This is a genomic window from Lysobacter solisilvae (assembly GCF_016613535.2).
GTDB classification, from domain to species: domain Bacteria; phylum Pseudomonadota; class Gammaproteobacteria; order Xanthomonadales; family Xanthomonadaceae; genus Agrilutibacter; species Agrilutibacter solisilvae.
In genome coordinates this window covers 584,368-605,555 of record NZ_CP071518.1, presented here as the reverse complement: position 1 = coordinate 605,555, position 21,188 = coordinate 584,368, and the positions used below count along the sequence as shown (strand labels likewise).

Annotated in this window: 23 protein-coding genes and 2 pseudogenes; 11 read left to right on the top strand and 14 right to left on the bottom strand. The window is 69.1% G+C overall.

All coding sequences use genetic code 11. The features are described from left to right. The first annotated feature begins 72 nt into the window (after nt 1–72). Entirely contained in the window at nt 73–636 is a 564-nt protein-coding gene (locus I8J32_RS02760; RefSeq protein WP_200615339.1) for an EF-hand domain-containing protein, read from the top strand. 82 nt (nt 637–718) lie between these two features. Here the strand turns inward: I8J32_RS02760 and I8J32_RS02755 are convergent, their stop codons facing one another. The 3 genes and pseudogenes from I8J32_RS02755 to I8J32_RS02745 form a co-directional block, all read right to left on the bottom strand. Then, the gene (locus I8J32_RS02755; protein ID WP_207526743.1) at nt 719–2,542 is read right to left on the bottom strand and encodes a sensor domain-containing diguanylate cyclase; all 1,824 of its coding nucleotides are present in this window, start codon (nt 2,540–2,542) and stop codon (nt 719–721) included. A gap of 286 nt (nt 2,543–2,828) precedes the next feature. Further along, on the bottom strand, nt 2,829–3,185 hold the full coding sequence (locus I8J32_RS02750) for a hypothetical protein (protein WP_200615345.1): 357 nt from the start codon (nt 3,183–3,185) through the stop codon (nt 2,829–2,831). Nucleotides 3,186–3,558: 373 nt separating this feature from the next. Further along, nucleotides 3,559–4,674 (bottom strand): annotated as a pseudogene (locus I8J32_RS02745) (PilT/PilU family type 4a pilus ATPase); the annotation flags it as partial. Between the two features lie 466 nt (nt 4,675–5,140). Here I8J32_RS02745 and I8J32_RS02740 point away from each other — a divergent pair. Together I8J32_RS02740 and I8J32_RS02735 are read left to right on the top strand one after the other, a co-directional pair. Beyond that, complete coding sequence (locus tag I8J32_RS02740; RefSeq protein WP_207526742.1) at nt 5,141–6,838, top strand: M28 family metallopeptidase; 1,698 nt, start codon at nt 5,141–5,143, stop codon at nt 6,836–6,838. Between the two features lie 144 nt (nt 6,839–6,982). Then, nucleotides 6,983–8,924, top strand: a pseudogene (locus I8J32_RS02735) (hybrid sensor histidine kinase/response regulator). Here the strand turns inward: I8J32_RS02735 and I8J32_RS17465 are convergent. The 4 genes from I8J32_RS17465 to I8J32_RS02720 form a co-directional block, all read right to left on the bottom strand. After that, nucleotides 8,890–9,564 (bottom strand): M23 family metallopeptidase, encoded by a 675-nt coding sequence (locus I8J32_RS17465; protein ID WP_200615349.1) that lies wholly within the window; start codon nt 9,562–9,564, stop codon nt 8,890–8,892. The pseudogene I8J32_RS02735 and the gene I8J32_RS17465 overlap by 35 nt on opposite strands. 3 nt (nt 9,565–9,567) lie before the next feature. Beyond that, nucleotides 9,568–10,395, bottom strand: coding sequence for a L,D-transpeptidase family protein (locus I8J32_RS02730; RefSeq protein WP_245156474.1), 828 nt, complete (start codon nt 10,393–10,395; stop codon nt 9,568–9,570). A gap of 507 nt (nt 10,396–10,902) precedes the next feature. Beyond that, the gene (locus tag I8J32_RS02725) at nt 10,903–11,610 is read right to left on the bottom strand and encodes a glycosyltransferase (protein ID WP_200615350.1); all 708 of its coding nucleotides are present in this window, start codon (nt 11,608–11,610) and stop codon (nt 10,903–10,905) included. Between the two features lie 75 nt (nt 11,611–11,685). Further along, entirely contained in the window at nt 11,686–12,456 is a 771-nt protein-coding gene (locus I8J32_RS02720; protein WP_200615352.1) for a hypothetical protein, read from the bottom strand. A 202-nt stretch (nt 12,457–12,658) separates the two neighbouring features. Here I8J32_RS02720 and I8J32_RS02715 point away from each other — a divergent pair, with 202 nt between their 5' ends. Next, entirely contained in the window at nt 12,659–12,976 is a 318-nt protein-coding gene (locus I8J32_RS02715; protein ID WP_200615354.1) for a PilZ domain-containing protein, read from the top strand. 58 nt (nt 12,977–13,034) lie between these two features. Here the strand turns inward: I8J32_RS02715 and I8J32_RS02710 are convergent, their stop codons facing one another. The 3 genes from I8J32_RS02710 to I8J32_RS02700 form a co-directional block, all read right to left on the bottom strand. Continuing rightward, nucleotides 13,035–13,583 (bottom strand): DUF3016 domain-containing protein, encoded by a 549-nt coding sequence (locus I8J32_RS02710; RefSeq protein WP_200615356.1) that lies wholly within the window; start codon nt 13,581–13,583, stop codon nt 13,035–13,037. 159 nt (nt 13,584–13,742) lie between these two features. Further along, on the bottom strand, nt 13,743–13,952 hold the full coding sequence (locus I8J32_RS02705; protein ID WP_200615357.1) for a hypothetical protein: 210 nt from the start codon (nt 13,950–13,952) through the stop codon (nt 13,743–13,745). Nucleotides 13,953–14,128: 176 nt separating this feature from the next. Continuing rightward, nucleotides 14,129–14,695, bottom strand: coding sequence for an EF-hand domain-containing protein (locus tag I8J32_RS02700; protein WP_200615359.1), 567 nt, complete (start codon nt 14,693–14,695; stop codon nt 14,129–14,131). A gap of 506 nt (nt 14,696–15,201) precedes the next feature. Between I8J32_RS02700 and I8J32_RS02695 the strand changes: the two genes are divergently transcribed. From I8J32_RS02695 to I8J32_RS02685, 3 genes are all read left to right on the top strand, one after another. Next, entirely contained in the window at nt 15,202–15,411 is a 210-nt protein-coding gene (locus I8J32_RS02695) for a cold-shock protein (RefSeq protein WP_200615361.1), read from the top strand. Nucleotides 15,412–15,544: 133 nt separating this feature from the next. Next, on the top strand, nt 15,545–15,931 hold the full coding sequence (locus tag I8J32_RS02690) for a hypothetical protein (RefSeq protein WP_200615362.1): 387 nt from the start codon (nt 15,545–15,547) through the stop codon (nt 15,929–15,931). Between the two features lie 139 nt (nt 15,932–16,070). After that, complete coding sequence (locus I8J32_RS02685; RefSeq protein ID WP_245156398.1) at nt 16,071–16,517, top strand: PepSY domain-containing protein; 447 nt, start codon at nt 16,071–16,073, stop codon at nt 16,515–16,517. Nucleotides 16,518–16,640: 123 nt separating this feature from the next. Here the strand turns inward: I8J32_RS02685 and I8J32_RS02680 are convergent, their stop codons facing one another. Beyond that, nucleotides 16,641–16,985, bottom strand: a complete 345-nt coding sequence (locus tag I8J32_RS02680) for an RcnB family protein (protein WP_200615364.1) — start codon at nt 16,983–16,985, stop codon at nt 16,641–16,643. 277 nt (nt 16,986–17,262) lie between these two features. On the opposite strand from I8J32_RS02680, the gene I8J32_RS02675 reads away from it, so the two are divergent. The 3 genes from I8J32_RS02675 (at nt 17,263) to I8J32_RS02665 (ending at nt 19,317) form a co-directional block, all read left to right on the top strand. Continuing rightward, the gene (locus I8J32_RS02675; protein ID WP_200615365.1) at nt 17,263–17,520 is read left to right on the top strand and encodes a DUF2798 domain-containing protein; all 258 of its coding nucleotides are present in this window, start codon (nt 17,263–17,265) and stop codon (nt 17,518–17,520) included. Between the two features lie 94 nt (nt 17,521–17,614). Then, nucleotides 17,615–18,559: an ABC transporter ATP-binding protein gene (locus I8J32_RS02670; RefSeq protein ID WP_200615367.1), complete on the top strand. Its 945-nt coding sequence runs from the start codon at nt 17,615–17,617 to the stop codon at nt 18,557–18,559. Further along, a complete protein-coding gene (locus I8J32_RS02665; protein ID WP_200615368.1) occupies nt 18,556–19,317 on the top strand; it encodes an ABC transporter permease in 762 nt (253 codons plus the stop codon). The genes I8J32_RS02670 and I8J32_RS02665 overlap by 4 nt, the downstream gene beginning before the upstream one ends. A gap of 71 nt (nt 19,318–19,388) precedes the next feature. On the opposite strand, the gene I8J32_RS02660 is transcribed toward I8J32_RS02665, so the two are convergent. Both I8J32_RS02660 and I8J32_RS02655 read right to left on the bottom strand, forming a co-directional pair. Then, nucleotides 19,389–19,649, bottom strand: coding sequence for a DUF3297 family protein (locus I8J32_RS02660; protein WP_200615369.1), 261 nt, complete (start codon nt 19,647–19,649; stop codon nt 19,389–19,391). Nucleotides 19,650–19,730: 81 nt separating this feature from the next. Further along, a complete protein-coding gene (locus I8J32_RS02655) occupies nt 19,731–20,291 on the bottom strand; it encodes a cysteine hydrolase family protein (protein ID WP_200615370.1) in 561 nt (186 codons plus the stop codon). 119 nt (nt 20,292–20,410) lie between these two features. Between I8J32_RS02655 and I8J32_RS02650 the strand changes: the two genes are divergently transcribed. Continuing rightward, on the top strand, nt 20,411–20,842 hold the full coding sequence (locus tag I8J32_RS02650) for an Lrp/AsnC family transcriptional regulator (RefSeq protein ID WP_200615371.1): 432 nt from the start codon (nt 20,411–20,413) through the stop codon (nt 20,840–20,842). Nucleotide 20,843: 1 nt separating this feature from the next. On the opposite strand, the gene I8J32_RS02645 is transcribed toward I8J32_RS02650, so the two are convergent. Further along, nucleotides 20,844–21,128, bottom strand: a complete 285-nt coding sequence (locus I8J32_RS02645; protein ID WP_200615372.1) for a DUF4031 domain-containing protein — start codon at nt 21,126–21,128, stop codon at nt 20,844–20,846. Nucleotides 21,129–21,188 lie beyond the last annotated feature (60 nt).

Here is a 21,188-nt window from a genome sequence, read left to right as displayed (position 1 = left end):
TTGATGGGCGCATCACCGCGTGCGCGGCACGCTCGCCTCGCAGCCCCGACAGATGCGCACTGGAGTACCGCCATGAACCGCGTCGCCGCGCCCGTGTATGCACACCCCCGTATCGTCCACGCGCACGCCCAGGCGCAGGCCCGCGCCTTGGCCCGGCGGGAAGCGCAGCGCGAAGCCGATCGCCAGGCCCGCTTCACCCTGCTGGCGCACGCGGTCTGGGCCAGCACGCTCGCACTGGCCGTCACGGCTGCGGTAGCCGTCGGTCCGGCCAGCGCCCAATCGTCGGCGAGCGTCAGTGAGCGCTTTTCCTCCTGGGACCGTGACCGCAATGACCAGCTGAGCCTGGACGAATACCGGGCCGAGGCACGTGCCGAATTCGACGCGATGGATGACGACAGCAACGGCAACGTCACCGCCGAAGAGATGGAAGAGGTCGATCCGCAGGCGGACGGCGAGATGTCCACCGCGCAGAAGATCGCCCTGCGCGATACCAACGAGGATGGCGTCCTTTCGCTCGAGGAACACGAGAACGCGGTGGAGAAGAGCTTCGGCGATATCGACACCAACGACGACGACATAATCGGCCGGGACGAACTGAAGTCCCCCTGGTCGGTGCCGACGCCCACGATCCCGTAGTCCGCGCTGCCTCACCGGCACACTGGCTCCGGCAGGAGTTGCGGCCGGGCCTGCTGGCGCAGGTAGCGGTGTCCAGAGCGGCCTACTGCCCGTGCACCACGCTCAGTCCCGGCGCCGGCGGGTCCACGCCGCGCATCCGCCAGGTATTGCGACCCGCTTTCTTGGCGTCGTACAGGGCCGCGTCGGCGGCCGTCATCAGGGTGGTCGCTTCCGCCGGCCGGCTGGCATAGGCGATGCCGATGCTGGTGGTGACATGCAGCGAGGCGCCCTCGATCAGCACGGGCGCGCCCATGGTCGCGATCAGCTTGCCGGCGATGGCTTCGGCCGACCCGGGGAGCATCGCGTCCTCGATCAGCACCACGAACTCGTCGCCGCCCAGCCGCGCGATCAGATCGCTGGCCCGGGTGCATTCACGCAGGCGTTGGGCGAAGGTCCGCAGCACGGTGTCACCCACGGCGTGGCCCCAGGTGTCATTGATGTGCTTGAAGCGGTCCACGTCCAGGAACATCAGCGCGATCGGCGGCCCATGGCGCTGCAGCCGCTTGAGCGCCAGGTCGAAGCGTTCGTCGAGTTGCCGGCGATTGGCCAGGCCCGTCAGCACGTCCACGCGCGCCAACCGTTCCAGTTCGTCGCGGCTGTCGGCAAGTGCCTGCTCGGCGGCGACCCGGCGGCTGATGTCGCGGCCGGCCGAGATCACTTCCATGCCGCGTCCATCGTCGCTGGGGATTGGCCGCATCACCGCTTCCACCCAGACATAGTGGCCGTCGCGATGGCGGATCCGGTACACGGCGGTCTGCGGCGTGTTGAGGGAAATGACCTCGCCGATCGCGTCCAGCGCGGCGCCCCGGTCGTCGGGATGAAGCAGATCCCAGCGCGCCCCCAGCAGTTGTCCGGGATCCCAGCCGAGCACGTCGTGCGCAGAAGGGGACACGTACAGGCGCTCGCCATCGGCGCGCAGGCGCATGACCACGTCGTGCGAATAGTCCGCCAGCATGCGGTAGCGCTGTTCGCTGACGCGCACGTGCTCGGCCAGCCGCCGTCGTTCGGCCATGATCAGCGCCAGCGGCATCGTGATCAGGCAGGCCGCGGCGATGTAGAGCTGCAGCAGGGCGATGCGGCCGGTGCTGCCCAGGCCGTCGACCAGCCCGAGCGGACCGTAGCCCATCGCGGTGGCCGCGCTGGCGATCACCGTCACCAGGCAGATGCCGACGGTGACGCCGGCGAGGCGATGGCGGAACGCACCCAGCAGCAGGGGTGGGAAGGTCAGGAACAACAGCGGGTAGGGCAGGGCGAACACCACGGCGGTCAGCAGCGCGACCAGCAGCATGTTGAGCGCGAATGCCCGCCGGTGCCGGCGTGCGACCAGGAAGCGGATGCCGCTGTGCTGCACCACCACGGTGGAGGTGGCGAAGATCACCATGCCGACCACGTGCGAGGAGTACCAGGCCAGCAGGTAGCCCACGACGTCGCTGCCGTGGACCCACCAGGCGAACGCCGCAGCCAGCACACCGGAGACCGCGCACGCCACCAGCGTGCTGGCCGTGGCGATGCCGGCCAGCGGCATCCAGCGCTCGCGCGCGCCGATGTCGGGCACGAGGCGGCGGATCGTGCCGGCGACGATCACCACCTCGACCAGGTCGCAGGCCCCGAGCGCGACGGCGTGCAGACCCGCGTCGCCGGACACCACGCGGGCAAGCAGCTCCGCGCCGAATCCCACACCCAGATAGCGCGCCCACAGCTGCGTCGGGCGCGACAGCAGCCAGCCGGTGAGCAGCCCGTTGCCGATCCACACCGCGGACAACGCATCGTTGCCGGTCGCCAGACGCAGCGTCACCCACGCGGCCACGCCGCCCAGGACCGCGAGCAACGGCGCGTCCAGCCAGGGTCTGCGCAGCGATGGATACACGATGTCCAGGAAAGAGCCCCTCAACCGCGCCGCTTGGTGTTGCCTGGCGGCCATGTGATTTGCCGGGCCAGCGCCCGAGCAGGACCCACGGCCCGGTTATCGGCGGATCGCGAAGCCCTTTGACGGCTGCGACCCACGCGCGATGACTGCTTCAGGAAATCTGGTGGGCAGGAGGTCGGACCACCAACGCAGTCCAGTGGACGCGGCCCCGATGGACCCGACCTCAAGTGGCCTGGATTCAAGGGTCGCGAGCTCGAGGGGTGCGACCTCAATGGGCGCAACCGTCTCAGTGGGCAGGGTCCTGGACGGCGACCTGCGTCGGTGCCGGCCGCGCCGAGCCTTCCAGAGCCTGTGGCTTGGCATGCGGCGTGGCGGCCGCCCGCCGGCTTTCCGCCGCCTGGGTGAGATCGGCGAATGCCTGGCCGAGCACGCTGCGCGACCTGGCCGCTGACCTTGCCGACTGCGCGGGTTTCGCCGCCGGCGACCGCGCGGTCGTATCCGCCGGAGCCGGGGAGCCCGCCGGAGTGGATGCCGGGAGCAGGGTCGGCGCGGAGGCGGAGCCGGGCGCCTGCGCCGGTTCCTGCGCACCGGCGATCGCCGGTGACACCAGCAGCAGGAGAGCTATGAGCATCGGCTTGCGCATCGTCCTTCTCCTTGCGAAGGCATCGCGCGCGGGGGCGGGCGGGCGACGATGGAAGCGTAGGAAGCGCGGCCTTTGTCCGGCGTGAATCTGCTGTCTCGATCATGTGCATGCGCGGGTGATCCGTTGGCCGGCACTCAGGCAGGTCGCGGATGGGTGAAGCCGGGCGGCTCCGGCGCGTGAGTGCGGGGGGCATGTGGGCGTCCGTCCAACGGCCGCCGCGTCAGCCGCCCGTGCCGGTGTGTTGCAGCTTGGCCGCCTGCATGCGTTCCAGTTCCAGCTGTTCGCGTTTTTCCTGCTGGCGGCGCAGCTCCTCGCGGCGGATCGCCTCGACCTCTTCTTCGGTCGGTTCCTGGTGCAGGGACAGCGACGTCACGCTCGCCGTGGCCGGTTCCCCGCGGCGGCTCTTGAGCTTGATGTTCAGGCGCAGCTCGTTGGCCGAGTCGGCATTGCGGATTGCCTCCTCGTAGGAAATCAGATCGTCGTTGTAAAGCTCGAACAGGGCCCAGTCGAACGTGCGCATGCCCAGTTCGCGCGACTTGTTCATGATCCCCTTGAGCTCGTTGAACTCGCCCTTGAAGATCTTCTCGGCGATGGTCGGCGTGTTGAGCAGGATCTCGATCGCGGCGACCCGGCCCTTGCCGTCCTGCGTGCGGACCAGGCGCTGGGAAACGATCGCGCGCAGGTTCGCCGACAGGTCCATCAGCAGCTGCGTGCGGCGCTCTTCCGGGAAGAAGTTGATGATGCGTTCCATCGTCTGGCTGGCGCTGTTGGCATGCAGCGTGCTCAGGCACAGGTGGCCGGTCTCGGCGAAGGAGATCGCGTGCTCCATGGTCTCCGCGTCGCGGATCTCGCCGACGAGGATGACGTCCGGGGCCTGGCGCAGGGTGTTCTTGAGCGCGTGGTGCCAGCTGTGCGTGTCGACGCCGACCTCGCGGTGGGTCACCAGCGACTTCTGCGAGACATGCGCGTATTCGACCGGGTCCTCGACCGTGATGATGTGCCCGGCCGACGTGCGGTTGCGATGGTCGATCATGGCCGCCAGCGAGGTCGACTTGCCCGAGCCGGTGCCGCCCACGACCAGGACCAGGCCGCGCTTTTCCATCACCACGCCCTTGAGCACCTCGGGCAGGCGCAGCTTCTCGAAGTTGGGGATCTCCGCCGCGATCGTGCGCAGCACCATGCCGACTTGGCCCTGCTGCACGAAAACGTTGACGCGGAAGCGCGACACGCCCGGCACCACGATGGCGAAGTTGCATTCCATCTCGCGGGCGAACTCGTCGCGCTGCTTGTCGTTCATCAGTGCGTCCGCGAGCCTGGCGGTGACCGCGCCGGTCAGCTTCTGCTCGACCATCGGCGTCATCTGGCCGTGGGCCTTCATGCTGGGCGGGTAGTCGTGGGCGATGAACAGGTCCGAACCGCCGGCTTTCACCATCGCGGCCAGCAGTTTGTGGACGTAGTCACGGGCCTGTTCGGGAGTTAGCGTCGACATGTTGGAGCGGGGCTCGTTCAGGGGGCGGGCATCGTGCCAGCCACGCGCGGGCACTGGCGTGCGCGGCGTGCGCGGACTGCGAAGTGGGTTCGGACCACGCGACGAAATGCCGCTGGGGAATGACAGGCGGTCTGCTGCAAGGCGCGTGCCGCAAGGGGCGCCAGAATTCCGTCGCGGGTCGTTGGGTCCTGCGCAATGGCGGACATGGCGCGCCTCCCTGCACGGGTGATGCGGCCCCCACGCCGCGGCGCGGGACCGTCGGTGCAGTGTGGGCCGGCCCGGGCATGGTGGGGCGTGAAGGCCGGGCGCACGGATCGCACGGGAACCCCCGGAAATCCGCCTTGCGGAGTTTGGCCGCAGCCCGGGCCTGGGGAGCCGTGCGCGTTGGTCCGACGCCGCCGCTGCTAGGATCGGGCGCTCCCCGCGGCCTGCCCGCGGCCCCTGCCACCTCGCGTACAGGTCAAAGATGAAGCCTTCCTCCAAGCGCTTGCCCCTCGCCGCCTCGCTGCTCGCCCTCGCCATCGCCGCCGCGCTGCCCCTGGCCCATGCGGCCGATGCGCCGACGTTCGACCCGCAGCGGCTGTCCGAGAAGGTCAAGGTGTTGTCCTCCGACGAGTTCCTCGGACGCGGCCCCGCCGAGGAAGGCGAGACCAAGACCGTCGCCTACCTGATCGAGCAGATGAAGGCGGCGGGCCTGCAGCCCGGCGGCGACCTCAAGGACGGCCAGCGCGCCTGGACGCAGGCGGTTCCGCTGCTGCGCGCGCAGATCACCGGCCAGCCGACGATTTCGGTGAACCGCGACGGCAAGGCCCGCCCGCTGGCCCAGGGCGACGACGTCGCCGTGCGCGCCGCGCTCAACGGCCAGAAGCACGTGGCCATCCAGGATGCGCCGCTGGTGTTCGTCGGCTATGGCGTGAAGGCCCCCGAGCGCAACTGGGACGACTTCAAGGGCGTCGACCTGAAGGGCAAGGTGGCGGTGGTGCTGATCAACGACCCCGACTTCGAACGGTCCGACGTGGAAACCTACAAGGGCGACTTCGGCGGCAAGGCCATGACCTATTACGGCCGCTGGACCTACAAGTTCGAGGAAGCCGCGCGCCAGGGCGCCGCCGGGCTGCTGATCGTCCATGAGACCGCGCCGGCCTCCTACGGCTGGGCGACGGTGAAGAACTCCAACACCAACACCATGTTCGACGTGGTGCGTGAGAACCCGGCCGGTTCGCACCCTGCCCTCGAGGGCTGGATCCAGTACGACGTGGCCGCGGACCTGTTCAAGCAGGCGGGCCTGGACCTGGCCGCGTTGAAGAAGCAGGCGCAGACGCGCGAGTTCAAGCCGGTGGAGCTCAAGGGCGCCACCTTCACCGCCGACTACGACGTCGACGCCAAGGTCATCACCTCGCAGAACGTGGTTGGCCGCGTGGAAGGGCGCAAGCGCCCCGACGAGCACGTCGTCTACAGCGCGCACTGGGATCACCTGGGCGTCGGCCAGCCCGACGCCAAGGGCGACACGATCTACAACGGCGCCGTCGACAACGCGACCGGCACCGCCGCCCTGCTCGAACTGGGCCGCGCCTTCGCCGAGGCCAAGCCGCGACCCGAACGCTCGCTGCTGTTCCTGGCGGTGACCGCCGAGGAGAAGGGCCTGCTGGGATCGGAGTACTACGCCTCCAGCCCGCTGTATCCGCTGGGCAAGACGGTGGGCGTGATCAACATGGACGGCTTCAGTCCCTGGGGGCCGGCGCGCAACTTCAGCATCTCCGGCAGCGCGCGTCTGGAACTGCTGGACCGGCTGATCGCGACGGCGTCCAAGTGGAACCTCGCCTTCACCTCCGACACGCGTCCGGAAGCGGGCAGCTTCTTCCGGTCCGACCATTTCCCCTTCGCCAAGCGCGGCGTCCCCGCCATCTCCTACGGCACCGGCAACGACCTGGTGGACGGCGGCGTCGAGGCGGGCAAGAAGATCCAGGAAACCTACACCGCGCAGCGCTACCACCAGCCGGCCGACCAGTGGGAGGCGAGCTGGCCGTTCACCGGCCTGGCGCGTGACCTGTCCATCCTCTATACGCTGGGTGATGAACTGGCCAACTCGAAGGCCTGGCCGAACTGGAGCGAGGACTCCGAGTTCCGCGGTGCCCGCGACGCCAGCGCGGACGACCGCCGCTGAGGGGGGGGCCGGCCTGCGTTGCTAAGCGCGCCGGTTGAGGCGCCCGCGTGAAAGCGGCTTCACGCGGGCGCTGCTCCAATGAGGAGTCAAGGGGCTTTCGCGCGGCGCAGCCCATTTCCGCTGGTCCGGAGCCACGCATTTCCCGTGAAGGTATCGCAGCAGTCCATCCCTGAAGAGGTTGACGAGGACATCTACCGGCTTCTCGTCGCCTCGGTGCCGGACTATGCGATCTTCCAGCTGGATCCCGAGGGGATCATCCGCACTTGGAACCTGGGCGCGCAGAACATCAAGGGCTATCGGGCCGATGAAATCATCGGCCGCCATTTCAGCGTGTTCTACCCCGAGGAACGGATCGCGGAGGGCTGGCCGCAGCACGAGCTGGACATGGCCCGCGCGACCGGTCGCTTCGAGGACGGGCGCCTGCGCAAGGACGGGACGCGGTTCTGGGCGAACGTGCTCATTACCCGCCTGGAGGACGAGCGCGGCGTGCTGCGCGGCTTCTCCAAGATCACCCGCGACCTCACCGCCAGGCGCGAGCACGAAGAACTCCTGCGTCGAAGCGAGGAACGCTTCCGCCTGATCGTGGACGGCGTGAGCGACTACGCAATCTTCATGCTGGACCCGGAGGGCACGGTCGTCAGCTGGAACGCGGGCGCCGAGCGGGCCAAGGGTTACCGCGCCGACGAAATCATCGGTCAGCACTTCTCGGTGTTCTATCCCGACGAAGTCGTGACCGCCGGCTGGCCCGCGCGCGAGCTGGAACTGGCCCTGCGCGATGGCCGGCTGGAGGACGAGGGCTGGCGCGTGCGCAAGGACGGCAGCCGTTTCTGGGCCAGCGTGGTCATCACTTCGCTGCGCGACGATTCCGGACGCCATATCGGCTTCGCCAAGGTCACCCGTGACCTCACCGAGAAGCGTCGCGTCGTGGCGCTGGAGGACGAGGGCCGGCGCATGACCACGTTCCTGGCCATGCTGGGCCATGAGCTGCGCAACCCGCTGGCACCGATCGCCAATGCCGTGGCGATCATGCAGATGGAGCCGATCGCGTCGCAGAGCCTGCGCATGTGCCGTGACGTGATCGCGCGGCAGCTGGGACAGATGACCCGGCTGGTGGACGACCTGCTGGACGTGGGCCGTATCACGCACGGCAAGATCCGGATCGACTTCCATCCGGTTGAGACCGGCTCGGTGCTGGCCGAGGCGGTGGAGGCAGTGGAAGCAGCGGCGGTCGAACGCGGGCAGGCGCTGTCGATCCTGCGTCCGCCGGGCGAGTACTGGATCCATGGTGATCGCGCGCGGATGCTGCAGGTGATGAGCAACCTGCTGGGCAACGCATCCAAGTTCACGCCGCACGGCGGACGCATCGTGGCGTCGCTGCGCAGCACCCCGCAATTCGTGGAACTGGCCGTGGCCGACAACGGGCCGGGCATCCCCGCCCACCGCACCGCCGAGATCTTCCTGCCCTTCGTGCAGGGGGAGCGTGACCCGGCTTCGCCGCAGAGCGGCCTGGGCCTGGGCCTGAGCCTGGTCCAGCAGCTGGTCGCGATGCATGACGGCCAGATCAGCGTGTTCAGCACCGGCAAGCCCGGCGAAGGCACGGAGTTCGTCGTGCGTCTGCCGAGGATCGAGCCGCCGGAGGGCGTGCAGGCCGGCGCCGCGGCCACTGAATCGGTACTCGCGCACGACATCCTCATCGTGGACGACAACCGCGACGCCGCCGACACGCTGAGTACCCTGCTGCGCACGCGCGGGCACCGGGTGCGCGCCGTCTACAACGGCGCCGACGCACTCGCCGCAGTCACGCGACGGCGCCCGGACCTGGTGTTCCCTGGACATCGGGCTGCCGGACATCGATGGGCTGGAAGTCGCGCGCGTCCTGCGGATGCAGTACCGGGATCCGCCTTCGATGGTCGCGCTCACCGGCTACGGCCAGCCTTCCGACCGTGCGGCTTCGCTCGCCGCCGGCTTCCACGCCCATCTGACCAAACCGTTGTCGCCGCACGAACTGGATGCGGTGATGGCGACCCTGTGCCCGGCGCCGGTGCCGGCGGTCAGTGCCGTCCGCCCAGCAGCGGATACGGATTGATCGCCGTTCCCTTCCACCACTGTTTTTCCGGTCCCAGTTCGAAGACCGCGAAGTGCAGATGGGGCGCCGACGGGTTGGCGTTGCCCGTGCTGCCCACGTAACCCAGCAGCTGCCCGCGCACCACGGCCTGGTCTTCGCGCAGGCCGGGCGCATAGCCCTGGAGGTGCGCGTAGTAGTACGCGTACTGTCCGGTGGGCTCGAACTGGTAGATGGTCAGGCCGCCCTGGGCGCTGGTGAAGAGCTTCTCGATGCGCCCGTCGGCCACCGCCAGCACCTCCGTCCCGGCGGGTGCGGCGATGTCCATCGCCTCATGGCGGCGTTCACTGCCGCGCGCATCCGAGAAGGTGTCCTGCAACTGGTCCACCGTGAGGCCCCGCACGGGCAGTCCCAGTCCCCCATGCGCGCTCGCAATGGCCGGTGAGGGTGCTGGTGCCGGCAGCGTAGCGACCGGGCTGTCGGCCGGCGCCGGCGCGGCCGCCACCGGCGACCGGGTCGTCGGCGAGGCGGGGATCGGTCGCGCGGATTCCGACGGAGCAGGGCACTCGCGCGGGCAGTCCGGACGCGCGTAACGCGTCATCGCGAAATACACCGCGTTGGCCCCGAGCAGCAGGCCGACGATGAACACCAGCAGCGTCCGCACGGATTACTCCTGCAGCAGCGCGGGCAGACCGGCCGAGACCGCCTTGGCCAGTTCGCGAGCGCTCCAGTTGGTCAGCCGGATGCAGCCGTGGGACTGCGTCTTGCCGATGGTGGCCGGCTCGGGTGTTCCGTGGATGCCGTAGTGCGGCTTGGACAGGTCGACCCAGGCGACGCCTACCGGGTTGTTCGGGCCGGCCGGGATCTTCGCCTTGGCATGGGCCGGGTCGGCATCCCAGAAGAGTTCGGGGTTGTATTGGAAGGTCGGGTCGACGGTGACGCCGTTGATCTTCCATTCGCCGACCGGCAGCGGGTCGTGACTGCTGCCGGTGCTGGCGGGGTAGCGCGCATAGACCCGGCCCTGGGCATCGACCAGCGCGACCGAGGCGTCGGAATTGTCCACCAGCACCTTGGCCGCCTTCGCCGGCGGCGCCAGGTCCGCGACATTGGGCACGGTGAGCGTGGTGCCGGCCACGTCCAGCGGCTTGCCGGGATTGAGCCGCTGCAGCAGCGCGGGGCTGGCGCGGAAGCGTTCGCCCAGGGCTTCGGCCGCGCTCGCGTAGCCCAGCGTGGTGAGCTTGGCCTTGTCCATCATGTCCTTGGGTACGGCCGCGAACGGCCCGGCGACGTCCTGCGCGGTGAGCGTGTAGTCCACCAGCGCGGCGCCCTGGGTTTCCAGCGCGGCCCAGGTCGCCTCGTCCAGTTCCCCGGAAGCCGTCAGCCCCTGGAAGCGTTGAAAGGCCGCGATGGCGCGCCGGGTGTTGCTGCCGCCCTGGCCGTCGATCTCGCCGGGCGAGAAGTGCGCACGCTCCAGCAGGATCTGCGCGTGCAGCATGTCGTGCTCGATCGGCCGCGCAGATCCGTCATTGGCAGGCGGCGAGGCCGGCGACGGCGGAGTGGTGGATGCAGGCGGCGTCGGCGTGCCGGCGGTACCCGACTTGTAGGCCTCGATGGCGGCGTCGCCCGCGGGTGGCGACATTGCGGGGTCGTCCTTCGCCGGCGCCGGCGCAGGCGCCTGCGATTGCGCTTCGGCTCGCGGGGGCGCAGCGGGGTCGGTTTTTTCCCCGCCGCCCTGGGCCGCCTTGTACTCGGCGATCTTCGCGTCACCCGCCGGGGGTGGCGGGCTCGCGGGGGGCGTCGTGGTCTGGGCGACGGCGGCGACGGGCAGGAGGAGCAACAGGCAGCAGGTGCGAAGGGTCATGGCAGCGGTTCCTGGAAGATGGACCGATGCTGTTGCAGCCGGCTTGGCCGTCGCGTGAAGAAACGTGGGCCGCGTTGCGTCCGCTTCAGGCAAGGGATGGCCCGCGCGGGCCTGGTGCCGGAAGTGGACCGGCAATCCGCTTCAGGGCGGGCCGTGGCGCCGCTTGTCGTACCACAACCGCAGGTGGTCGCGAGAACGCAGCGCGCCGCGACCGTGGCGCGCCAGCCGCCACAGCAGCCGCAGGTGTTCGCCGGCGCCGAACGTGCGCAGTTTGCGTTCCGACGTGGCGACGGTCTCGCGCAGAAGGACGAACCGGCCGCGCCGCGCCAGCGCATGGCTGAGCGCGACATCCTCGGCGGCGTAGAGCCGCTCGTCGAACCCCCCGGCCGCCTCGAAGGCGGCGCGCGTGCAGAAGATGAAACATCCCGGGGCGATCCGGGCCCACCGCAGCACGGGCACGGCGACGCCCACCGCCAGTCGTTCATACCAGGCCAGCGTCCCGGTCATCCGCACCGTGGCGCCTCCGCCGACCGCGCCACCGGCGAGGGCGCCCAGTGCCGCGGCCAGCACGGCCGTATCGATGAGGGTGTCGCTGTCGACGAACACCAGCCGGTCGCCGAGGGCGAAACGCGCCCCGGCATTGCGCGTGGCGGCGATGTGGCGATGCTCGACGCGCAGCACGCGCGCGCCCAGTTCGTGTGCGATCTCCGCGGTGCGGTCCGTGGAAGCATCGTCGACGACGACGATCTCGTACTCGCAATCCAGCGCCCGCGCGGCGACATGCACGGCGCGCAGCGTGGCGCCGATCAGGACGGCTTCGTCATGTGCGGGCAGGATGAAGGAGATCACCTGCCGATCGTCGCACGCGCCGTCCGCGCATGCCGGGGCCAGACGCACGCATCTCGCATGCCGCCTCGGGACGGCCTACTCGGCCGGAACCGTACGGGCCCCCAACGCCGGTTCCCGCAGCTGCAGCCAGAGCGTCTGGGCGAGGATCAGCACGCCGATCCCGAAGGCCACCAGGGCGGCGGCCCCTGCACCTGGCAGGCTCGACTCCGACTGGTGCACGTACACGCCGGCCAGGCCCCAGATCCCGGCGACCACATAGCCCCATTGGCCACGCAACCTCAGGTTCACCAGCGCCAGCACGCACGCGGCGGCCGCGAACAGCCCCAGGCTCCAGCCGAGCATGTGCGTCGGCGACAACAGTCTGAAGGCCACGATCACCTGGGCCAGGTTGAGGAACACGGCCAGCGACAGCCAGCCCGCGTGCAAGGCCAGCGCATTGCGCGCCCACGCCGGCACGACACCGTCGACGGCACGCGCCGCCGCACACGCCATGCAGGCCAATGCGCCGATGATCACGAGCAGGCACACCCAGAACAGCCCCGGCGTGGCGGCGCCCAGCGAGAACAGGGGCATCCAGCCTGCGGTCAACGCGAAACCGCCCGCCGCCCACGGCGCCACCCGGTCGAGCGCCGGGTCCCGGCGACGCGCACCGGTGGCCTGCCAGATGCCGTACGCCACGTCGAGCAGGAAAATCAGACCCCAGATCGCAAATGCGTATCCGGCCGCGACCAGCAGCGTCGGGTAACGGTCGGACACCGTGCCGTTGTCGGGGCCGAACACACCGCGTTGGGAGAGCCACGCCACGGCCGGCATGGCGAGGGAGCTCAGGACGACGAGCAGGCGCATGGCGGACTCCTGGCTGACTGCGGCCGACGGTAGGCAGGGCGAGGTGAGCGGCGCGTATGCCCGGCTACCTGAAGCGGGTCGCAGGTGAGGTCGAGGTGACTACATTGTTATCGAAGCGTTCGGCGGGCCTGTGGCGGAGCCAATCCGCGTTGTTCCTGGGGAGTGTCGCGGCCGTCGCGATGCGCTGGCCGAGGACACCTCCATGGACGCGCAGCAGGAACGCAGGCACCACGCGCGCCACGACGTCGTCGTGGCAGTGATGCTCACCCCCAACGGCGACCAGCACCTGGCCGATGTGATGGACCTGTCGGAGGGCGGTGCCCGCGTGGGGCTGTCAGACGGCTGGACGCCGCCGGCGGGCATGCCACTGCGCGTGCTGTTCCAGATCCACGCCGCCGACATCGTCGCGCTGCAGGCCAAGGTCACGCGCGTCTGCAGCGACCATCTGGGGGTGGAGTTCGACCCGCTGCAGGACCACAGCATCCAGCAGCTGCTGCGTGACGTCGGCGCGGTGCACTGATTGGCGCGCCCGGCCGCGGGACGACTCGATTCAGCGCGGGAATTTCACTGCGGCAATTTCACCGCGGGAATTCGCGCACCAGCCACTGGTCCAGCAGGCGCTTCTCGAAGCGCAGGCGATCGCTGTCGATGCCCCGCGCGCCGCTGAGAAAGCCCGCATCGGTCAGCCGCCGCTCGCCCTGGGCGAGGACAGTGCCGTTGGCATCGGTGTGGACGAAATTCAGCCGCATGCGCGGCGGGTAGATGTCACGCACCACGCGCGTGTCCTGGACGCCGACGGCGCGCCAGCGTTCGAAATCGCCCGCCCGGTCGATGTCGATGAACTCCACGAGCAGGTGGTCGCCGGGCGCCAGCCGGGAGGCGGCACGCTCGCGCAGATGCTGGGCCAGCTCCTCGACCCATTCGCCGCGCCGGTCTTCAAACGAGGCCTGGCCGTAGCGCATTTCCTCGAACTGCGAGGGTTCCCGCCAGCGCACGTCGACCGGGCCATTGGCCGGCAGGCTGTAGGGCGCGTCGGTGGCCACGGCGGGGGCATGGGCGCAGGCAGAGGCCAGGCAGGCGTGGAGCACCAGCAGGGTCAGGCGGGCCGGGGTCGTGGGGCGAACCATGGCGCTCTCCACAGCGGAAATGCGGTTTGATTCTGCGCGTCCGGGAAGGACAACGCCACCGTGCCCCGCCGGGCGCTGGGCGGCGCATGATCGATCCGCCCCGAGGGCGCTGGGTGCCGCATTTTTCCTGCCGTGGCAGTGTCCAGCCGGCGTCTGGCGCTACTGACGGCCGCTGTCGCTCCCGCTGCGGCGGTCGTCGCGGCCTTCGTCGCGCGTGGACGGTTCGCGTCCGGAAGAGGACTTGCGTTGCGTGGCGCCATCCTGGCCGGCGCGCAGTGCGTGGTCGGCATCCTGGGTGCGATTGCCTTTCGGTGGAGGCGTGGTGTGGTCGGTCTTGACGCGTTCGCGGGCGTGGTCGTTGGTACCCATGCGTGCAGTCTCCCTCAGGAAAGTCCTGCCAACATACGTCGCGGCATGTGGACCGGACGTGCAATGGCGCGCGGCCCCCGCGCAACGCACGCAACAAAAAAGGGCGCGGATCCTGCGGAGCCGCGCCCTGAATGCGGTCTGCGCGTCCTGGCGCCCTTGATGCGCGCCAGCGCGGTCTACTGGCGCTCGCCCATCGTCGCGTCGTGGCCGGCCTGGACCTCGGCCAGGGTCAACTGACCGTTCTTGTCTGAATCCATCTTCTCGAACATCGTGCGCGATCCGGCCTCGTGTTCGGCTACGGTCAGCACACCGTCGTGATTGGTGTCGATGGTGCGGATCTTGTCGGCCGAACTCATGCGCGTATCAGCCGATAGCGTGCCCTTGGCCGCGTCCATCTCCTCGGCGGTCACGCGCCCGTCCGCATTGGTGTCCATGGTGTTGAACATGGCGTGGGCGCTGCTGGCGTGTTCGGCCGCGAGCACGGTGCCATCGTGGTCGGTGTCGAGCAGGGCGAAGTGGTTGTCGACCGGGGAGGCCGCATCGGCCGTCGTGACAGGCTCGGCTGCCGGTGTTGCGGGTGTCGCGGGTGGAGCGGCCTCGGTGGCCGGGGCAGGCGTGGTGGTGGCGACCTCGGTCGCCGTGTCGGCCGGCGCGACGTCCGCGGTGCGGTCCTCGTCGCGGGCGCAGGCGGCCAGCGCCATGGCCACGGTGATCGACAGCAGGGTGAGGGAGCTGCGGGTCATGCGGGGTACTCCTGTGGGTGGAACGCCCGCAAGGCTCCGCCCGGTCGGGTAAAAAGTGCGTACAGCGACCGTCATGGCCGGGCGGAGCGGTTCATGCTCGCCCCCAGTTCATGCGCGCGAGCCCGTCCAGCGCGCACGCCGGAGCAATCCTCCCGCCATCAGGCCGTGCCTGCCAGGACCGGGTGTGGCCCGGACGCGCTCAGCGGCGCCATGCGCGATCCCGGGGCCGGACGGCCGCCGCAAGGCCGCGCGGAGCCCGGGTGACCCCGCTGGACGGCGGCCACAGGGTTCCCGGGAGCCGAAACTGAACGACCCATGCCGGGATGATTGACGCTCGCCGCCACGAGCGGTTACCGTGCGCCCGCTGAGTTCCAAGGGTCACTTGAATCGTGGCCTGATGCTGTAGATCGAAGATCCGCTACATCGTTGTACCCCGCTTCCTCCTTGCAACCAGCTTCCTTGCCGCAGAAATGCGGCGCTTTCAAAACTGTTCCAAGGAGCAAGTCATGTCCGACCGTGAAACCGGTACCGTCAAGTGGTTCAACGATGCCAAGGGCTTCGGCTTCATCAGCCGTGAGAATGGCGAGGACGTTTTCGTCCATTTCCGTTCCATCCAGTCCCAGGGCTTCAAGAGCCTGCAGGAAGGCCAGAAGGTCACCTTCACCGTGACCAAGGGCCAGAAGGGCCTGCAGGCAGACGCCGTCCAGCCGGCGTAAGTCCGCACCAGCAAGACGAAAAAGCCCGGCTTCGGCCGGGCTTTTTTTTTGGCCGGAGTGCTGCCCAGGCAGATGCCGATTGCGGCCCGCCTGCATAGGCCCGATGATCCGGGCCATCCAACGGGAGACGGCAATGCGCGGAGCGGGCGGGACGGAAGGCGGGCTGGGGCTGTTCCTGGTGGGATTCGCCTGTGCGGTGGCTGGCGGCTGGCTGCTGATGAACCAGGTCACCGTCAGCGGCGGCGCCTGGCACCTGTGGGGCTACAACAGCTTCGGGCTGTCGCTGGTGCCCTTCATCGCCGGCGTCGGGATGCTGTTCTTCAACGGTCGCGCCGTGGTGGGCTGGCTGTTGCTCATCGCATCGCTGGTGATCATCCTCGCCGGCATCCTGGTCAACCTGCGGATCTGGTTCGCGCCCACCAGCCTGTTCAACACCCTGATGATGCTGGCGTTGCTGGCCGGCGGCATCGGCATGATCGCGCGCGCATTGCGCGCATCGCCGCACAGGCCGGCGGCCTAGCGGACCGCGGCGGGCGCCGCGGCGAATCACGTCGCGTCGACCTCCGCCAACGGGTCCTGACCCGCGCACCCGGGGTTTCATCCGCGGTTGTCCTGACGATTCGGACACTGCCGGCTCCTTCAAAAACCAGGAGTCGTGGATGAAGCTGATTGCACCCAAGCCGGTTGCGAAGATGATGTCGACCGCCGTGTTCGCGCTGGCAGTGGTCGCCGGCGGTGCCCAGGGGCAGGAGGCGCTCACGCAGCCGCAGATCCAGGCACGGCTCGAGGCGCAGGGCTATACCCGGGTCAACGACGTCAAGTTCGAGGACGGCGTGTGGAAAGCCGACGCGCGCAGCGCGAATGGCAACCGCGTCGACGTGCGCATCGACCCCCGGACCGGTCAGGTCTATCCGGACGAGCAGGTCGCCAACCTCGGCGAGGCCGACGTCCGCGCGAAACTGGCCGCCGCCGGCTACACCAACGTGCACGACGTCGATTACGAGGACGGCATCTGGAATGCCGAAGCCGATGACCCGCAGGGCAAGGACGTCGAACTGAAGATTGATCCGGTCAACGGCAAGGTGATCGGCAAGGAAAAGGACTGACAGCGAGCACGCCATTGCGGCGCGTTACTGCGCAGATCCCCGCGCTGACCGCCACAACGAAAAGCCCCGCTTGAGGCGGGGCTTTTCGTGGGCGGCAACCGCGCGCCGGGCGCGGTGCAGCGGTCAGTGGTGCAGCAGGATGTCGGCGATGATGCCGGTGGCCACGGCGACCAGGATGAACTTGCCGTCCGGCGTGCGGATCCAGCGGTGGCCGCGCGGCGGCTGGCGCAGGTGGTAGTGCGCGTAGTCGTCGATGTAGTAGCGGCGCTCGACGTGGACGATCTCGATGCGGTCGCCCCGGCGCCAGTTGTCCTTGTGCCAGCCCTTGTGCTTGCCGGGCGGATGGTCGTCATAACCATGGTGGTCGCCGTGGTGACCGCCGTGGCCGCGCCCCTTGCCGCCCGCAAACGCGGAGGTCGAGGCCAGGCACAGGCAGGCGATGGAGGCAGCCAGCAACAGACGCTTCATTGTCTTCCCCTTGGTGTGGTGCGTGGTGGTCCCGGCGCGATACCGGATGCGTTGCGATGGTAGGTGGGCCAGCGGCCGTTGGAACCGCGGACTGCCTTCGGCCTTGTCGAACCTTGACGGCAGTCGCCCTTCCGGCGCGACAGGGTTGTCCCGCATTCAGCCAGGCGACGCGAGAGGCCATTGCCCCGCATCCGGGATATTCCGTGCAGCCGTGACGGGCTTATCGAAACCCGCCGGGCGGCCTAGCCTTGTCGCTCCCCCTTCAGAGCTCCCGTCGATGCTGACTCCCCGCCAGGCGCAGTTCGCCTTCGTCCCACTGATGGTCACTGTGATGTCAGGTGTCATCAGCCTGGCCATGACGGTCCTGCATGCCGGCCCGGGCCCGGGCCTGCTCCAGGCCTGGCTGGCCAACTGGGCGCTGGCGTTCGTCATCGCCCTTCCGGTGGCCTGGGTCACCGTTCCGGCGGTGCGCACGCTGCTGTCGCGGCTGACCTCGCAGCCGCCTGCAGCCCGTGAACTGGGCGACATGGGCTGACATGGACCGCCCGCACGCGCCTGTGAGCTCCCTCGACACGACCACGCGGGCGACCGTTTACGATCCCCGGACCCTTCCGGCAGCGGGCGTGCACGTGGATCCGATCATCAGCGTCCAAGGTGTCAGCAAGACTTATGCCTCGGGCCAGGTTGCGCTGCACCAGGTGGACCTGGACATCCGCCGTGGCGAGATCTTCGCCCTGCTCGGACCCAACGGCGCCGGCAAGACGACGCTGATCAGCATCATCTGCGGCATCGTCAATGCGAGCACCGGGCGGGTGCTCGCCGACGGCCACGACATCGTGCGGGACTACCGCGCCGCGCGCGCCCGCATCGGCCTGGTGCCGCAGGAACTGTCCACTGACGCCTTCGAGACGGTCTGGGCCACGATCAGCTTCAGCCGCGGCCTGTTCGGCAAGGGCCCCAATGCGGCCTATCTCGAACGCGTGCTGCGCGACCTGTCCCTGTGGGACAAGAAGGACAGCAAGATCATGGCCCTGTCCGGCGGCATGAAGCGGCGGGTGCTGATCGCCAAGGCCCTGGCGCACGAACCGCAGATCCTGTTCCTGGACGAACCCACGGCCGGCGTCGACGTCGAACTGCGCCGCGACATGTGGCAGATGGTGCGCGCGCTGCGCGAACGCGGCGTCACCATCATCCTGACCACGCACTACATCGAGGAGGCCGAGGAGATGGCCGACCGCATCGGCGTGATCAGCCAGGGCCGGTTGATCGTGGTGGAGGACAAGCACACGCTCATGCGCAAGCTGGGCAAGAAGCAGCTCACCCTGCAGCTGCAGGAGCCGTTGCAGGCGGTGCCTGCGGCGCTCGACGGCTTCCCGCTGGAACTGGCCGACGACGGCCACTCGCTGGTGTACACCTTCGACACCCAACGCGAGGACACCGGCATCGCCACCCTGCTGCGCCGGCTGCACGATGCGGGCGTGGACTTCAAGGACCTGCATTCCAGCGAGAGCTCGCTGGAGGAAATCTTCGTCAGCCTGGTGCACGCCGGCGGCACGTCGGGAGCACGCCCATGAACCTGCATGCCGTGCGCGCGATCTATCACTTCGAGATGGCGCGCACCTTCCGCACGCTGCTCGAATCGATTCTTTCGCCGGTGCTGTCGACTTCGCTGTACTTCGTCGTGTTCGGTGCCGCGATCGGCTCGCGCATGGGCGAAGTGGACGGCGTCAGCTACGGCGCCTTCATCATTCCCGGCCTGATCATGCTCTCGCTGCTCACCGAGAGCGTGTCCAACGCTTCCTTCGGCATCTACCTGCCCAAGTGGTCGGGGACGATCTACGAACTGCTGTCGGCACCGGTGTCGACGCTGGAGATCCTGCTGGGCTACGTCGGCGCGGCGGCGACCAAGTCACTGATCCTGGGCGTCCTGATCCTGGCCACCGCGCGCTTCTTCGTGCCCTATGAGATCCAGCATCCGCTGTGGATGGCCTGCTTCCTCGTGCTCACCGCACTGAGCTTCAGCCTGTTCGGCTTCATCCTGGGCATCTGGGCCGACAGCTTCCAGAAGCTGCAGGTGGTGCCGCTGCTGGTGCTGACGCCGCTGACCTTCCTGGGCGGCGCGTTCTACTCGATCTCCATGCTGCCCGGCGTGTGGCAGAAGATCGCGCTGTTCAACCCGGTGGTGTACCTGGTGAGCGGCATGCGCTGGAGCTTCTACGGGGTGTCCGACGTCAACGTCGGGGTCAGCGTGGCGGCGATCGTGCTGTTCCTGGCCATCTGCGCGACGCTGGTCGCGTGGATCTTCCGCACCGGATACCGGCTCAAGGCCTGAGCGGGCAGGCGGCAAGGCCGACGGCAGGCGCCGGGCCGGCCGTCGGGGCGTCGCGCGAAACCGCGGCCGGTCTACTCCTGCGGCGCTTCGGCGTCCGGGGTCAGAAACCACGCCTCGACCTGGCCTTTGACCTTCATCGTCATCGGCTGGCCGTGGCGATCCAGTGCCTTGCCCACCGGCAGGCGCACCCAGCCCTCGCTGATGCAGTACTCCTCGACGTTGTGGCGCTCGGCGCCATTGAAGCGGATGCCGATGCCGCGCTCGAGCATGGACTCATCGTAGAACTTGCTGCGCGGATCGTTGCAGAGGCGGTCGGGCGGGGTGCTGGCCATGGTCGTGCTCGGTGGAAAAGGCTGGGGCGCATTGTAGCCGCGCCCCCGTAATCGCGCCCTGCCCGCCGCGCTGTCGCCGGCTCAGCCCAGCGACCGCAGCAGCCCGTCCGTGTCCACCACCTCCGCGAACTCCGCCCGCAGCGTCGCCAGGTGCACGCGATGGACCAGTTCGGCCGGGATCACGGCGCCGTCGGCATCGGCCTGGTCGAAGCAGAAGCTCGCATCGCCGACGACGATGGTGCGGTAGCCCAGGTTGGCGGCCACGCGCGCCGTCGTCGAGACGCACATGTCGGTGCTGATGCCGAACAGCACGACGCTGGTGACGCCCAGTCGGCGCAGCCGCAGGTCCAGGTCGGTGCCGATGAAGGCGGCGTTGACCGATTTGCGGACCAGCGGCTCGGCGCCCTGTGGCTCGAAGCCCGGCCGCTGCGCGTTGCCGGGATGGCCGGCGGCCAGGGTGGAGCCTGGTACTACCGAGTCGTGCTTGACGTGGATCAGCGGCCGGCCGCTGGCGCGCCAGGCCTCGAGCAGGCGCAGGCCGTTGGCCTCCATCCCCGGGTTGTTGCGCGGCGGCCACGGCGCATGGTCGAAGGCCTGCTGCACGTCGATCGGGATCAGGGCGGTGTGTTCATCGAGCGTCATCGCATTTACCGGGAGTAAGAGAGGACGCGCACTATCGATGCAGTCGTCCGCCGGTCTCAACCCGGCAGATTGCCGGCGCGGGCCGGCCTTCCGCCGGTCGGAGCGGCGATAATCGCTGCATGAAGACGCTCGACGACATCGATCGCAGGCTTATTGCCCTGTTGCAGGACAACGCGCGCCTGTCCACGGTGCACCTGGCCAAATCGGTGGGCCTGTCGCGCAGCGCGGTCCAGGAACGCGTCCAGCGGCTGGAAGAGGCTGGGGTCATTGCCCAGTACACGGTCCGGCTCGGCAGTCAGGGCGATCCCCTGCGCGCCTGGCTGCTGCTGCGCTATGCCGATGGTTTCACCTGCGACGACGTGATGCCCGCGCTGGCACGGATGCCGCAGGTCCAGGCCTGCCACAGCGTGGCCGGGGACATCGACCTGCTGGTGCTCGTGCAGGCCGGCACGCCTGCGCAACTGGCTGACCTGCGCGAGGCGGTCGTGGCACTGAAGGGCATCGACGATGTCACCACGCTGCCGGTGCTGCGCACGCTGCTGGTGCGCTGAATCAGGGCGCCAGGCCGCGGCCCTGCTCGCGGGCGCGCGCGATGACCGCCTTCACCAGCGCCCGGTCGCGGTGCCGCGAGATGGCGACCGCGCCCAGGGCAAGCGCCTGCTCGCGCAGGACCGCGTCCACGTCGTAGTGCGCGCCACTGGTCTTGTTCTGGAAGGCGCGTCGCGGCAGTCCCAGTTGCCCGGCCATCGCATGCAGCTCCCCGAGGGTGTCGGCCATCAGGTGGGCCCAGCGGCGCTCGCGCCAGAGATGGACGGCATCGTCGACATAGACGGTCATGCCACCAGTGTGTCCCATCCCCGCGCCGGTCGGCGATGACGGGCGCCGCCTATGATGTCG

Excerpts from the sequence above, each read along its gene's own strand:
- I8J32_RS02760 (WP_200615339.1), top strand. The coding sequence starts at position 73 with ATGAACCGCGTCGCCGCGCCCGTGTATGCACACCCCCGTATCGTCCAC.
- I8J32_RS02750 (WP_200615345.1), bottom strand. The coding sequence starts at position 3,185 with ATGCGCAAGCCGATGCTCATAGCTCTCCTGCTGCTGGTGTCACCGGCG.
- I8J32_RS02740 (WP_207526742.1), top strand. The coding sequence starts at position 5,141 with ATGAAGCCTTCCTCCAAGCGCTTGCCCCTCGCCGCCTCGCTGCTCGCC.
- I8J32_RS02730 (WP_245156474.1), bottom strand. The coding sequence starts at position 10,395 with ATGCTGCACGCGCAGATCCTGCTGGAGCGTGCGCACTTCTCGCCCGGC.
- I8J32_RS02720 (WP_200615352.1), bottom strand. The coding sequence starts at position 12,456 with ATGCGCCTGCTCGTCGTCCTGAGCTCCCTCGCCATGCCGGCCGTGGCG.
- I8J32_RS02715 (WP_200615354.1), top strand. The coding sequence starts at position 12,659 with ATGGACGCGCAGCAGGAACGCAGGCACCACGCGCGCCACGACGTCGTC.
- I8J32_RS02710 (WP_200615356.1), bottom strand. The coding sequence starts at position 13,583 with ATGGTTCGCCCCACGACCCCGGCCCGCCTGACCCTGCTGGTGCTCCAC.
- I8J32_RS02705 (WP_200615357.1), bottom strand. The coding sequence starts at position 13,952 with ATGGGTACCAACGACCACGCCCGCGAACGCGTCAAGACCGACCACACC.
- I8J32_RS02700 (WP_200615359.1), bottom strand. The coding sequence starts at position 14,695 with ATGACCCGCAGCTCCCTCACCCTGCTGTCGATCACCGTGGCCATGGCG.
- I8J32_RS02695 (WP_200615361.1), top strand. The coding sequence starts at position 15,202 with ATGTCCGACCGTGAAACCGGTACCGTCAAGTGGTTCAACGATGCCAAG.
- I8J32_RS02690 (WP_200615362.1), top strand. The coding sequence starts at position 15,545 with ATGCGCGGAGCGGGCGGGACGGAAGGCGGGCTGGGGCTGTTCCTGGTG.
- I8J32_RS02685 (WP_245156398.1), top strand. The coding sequence starts at position 16,071 with ATGAAGCTGATTGCACCCAAGCCGGTTGCGAAGATGATGTCGACCGCC.
- I8J32_RS02680 (WP_200615364.1), bottom strand. The coding sequence starts at position 16,985 with ATGAAGCGTCTGTTGCTGGCTGCCTCCATCGCCTGCCTGTGCCTGGCC.
- I8J32_RS02675 (WP_200615365.1), top strand. The coding sequence starts at position 17,263 with ATGCTGACTCCCCGCCAGGCGCAGTTCGCCTTCGTCCCACTGATGGTC.
- I8J32_RS02665 (WP_200615368.1), top strand. The coding sequence starts at position 18,556 with ATGAACCTGCATGCCGTGCGCGCGATCTATCACTTCGAGATGGCGCGC.
- I8J32_RS02660 (WP_200615369.1), bottom strand. The coding sequence starts at position 19,649 with ATGGCCAGCACCCCGCCCGACCGCCTCTGCAACGATCCGCGCAGCAAG.
- I8J32_RS02655 (WP_200615370.1), bottom strand. The coding sequence starts at position 20,291 with ATGACGCTCGATGAACACACCGCCCTGATCCCGATCGACGTGCAGCAG.
- I8J32_RS02650 (WP_200615371.1), top strand. The coding sequence starts at position 20,411 with ATGAAGACGCTCGACGACATCGATCGCAGGCTTATTGCCCTGTTGCAG.
- I8J32_RS02645 (WP_200615372.1), bottom strand. The coding sequence starts at position 21,128 with ATGACCGTCTATGTCGACGATGCCGTCCATCTCTGGCGCGAGCGCCGC.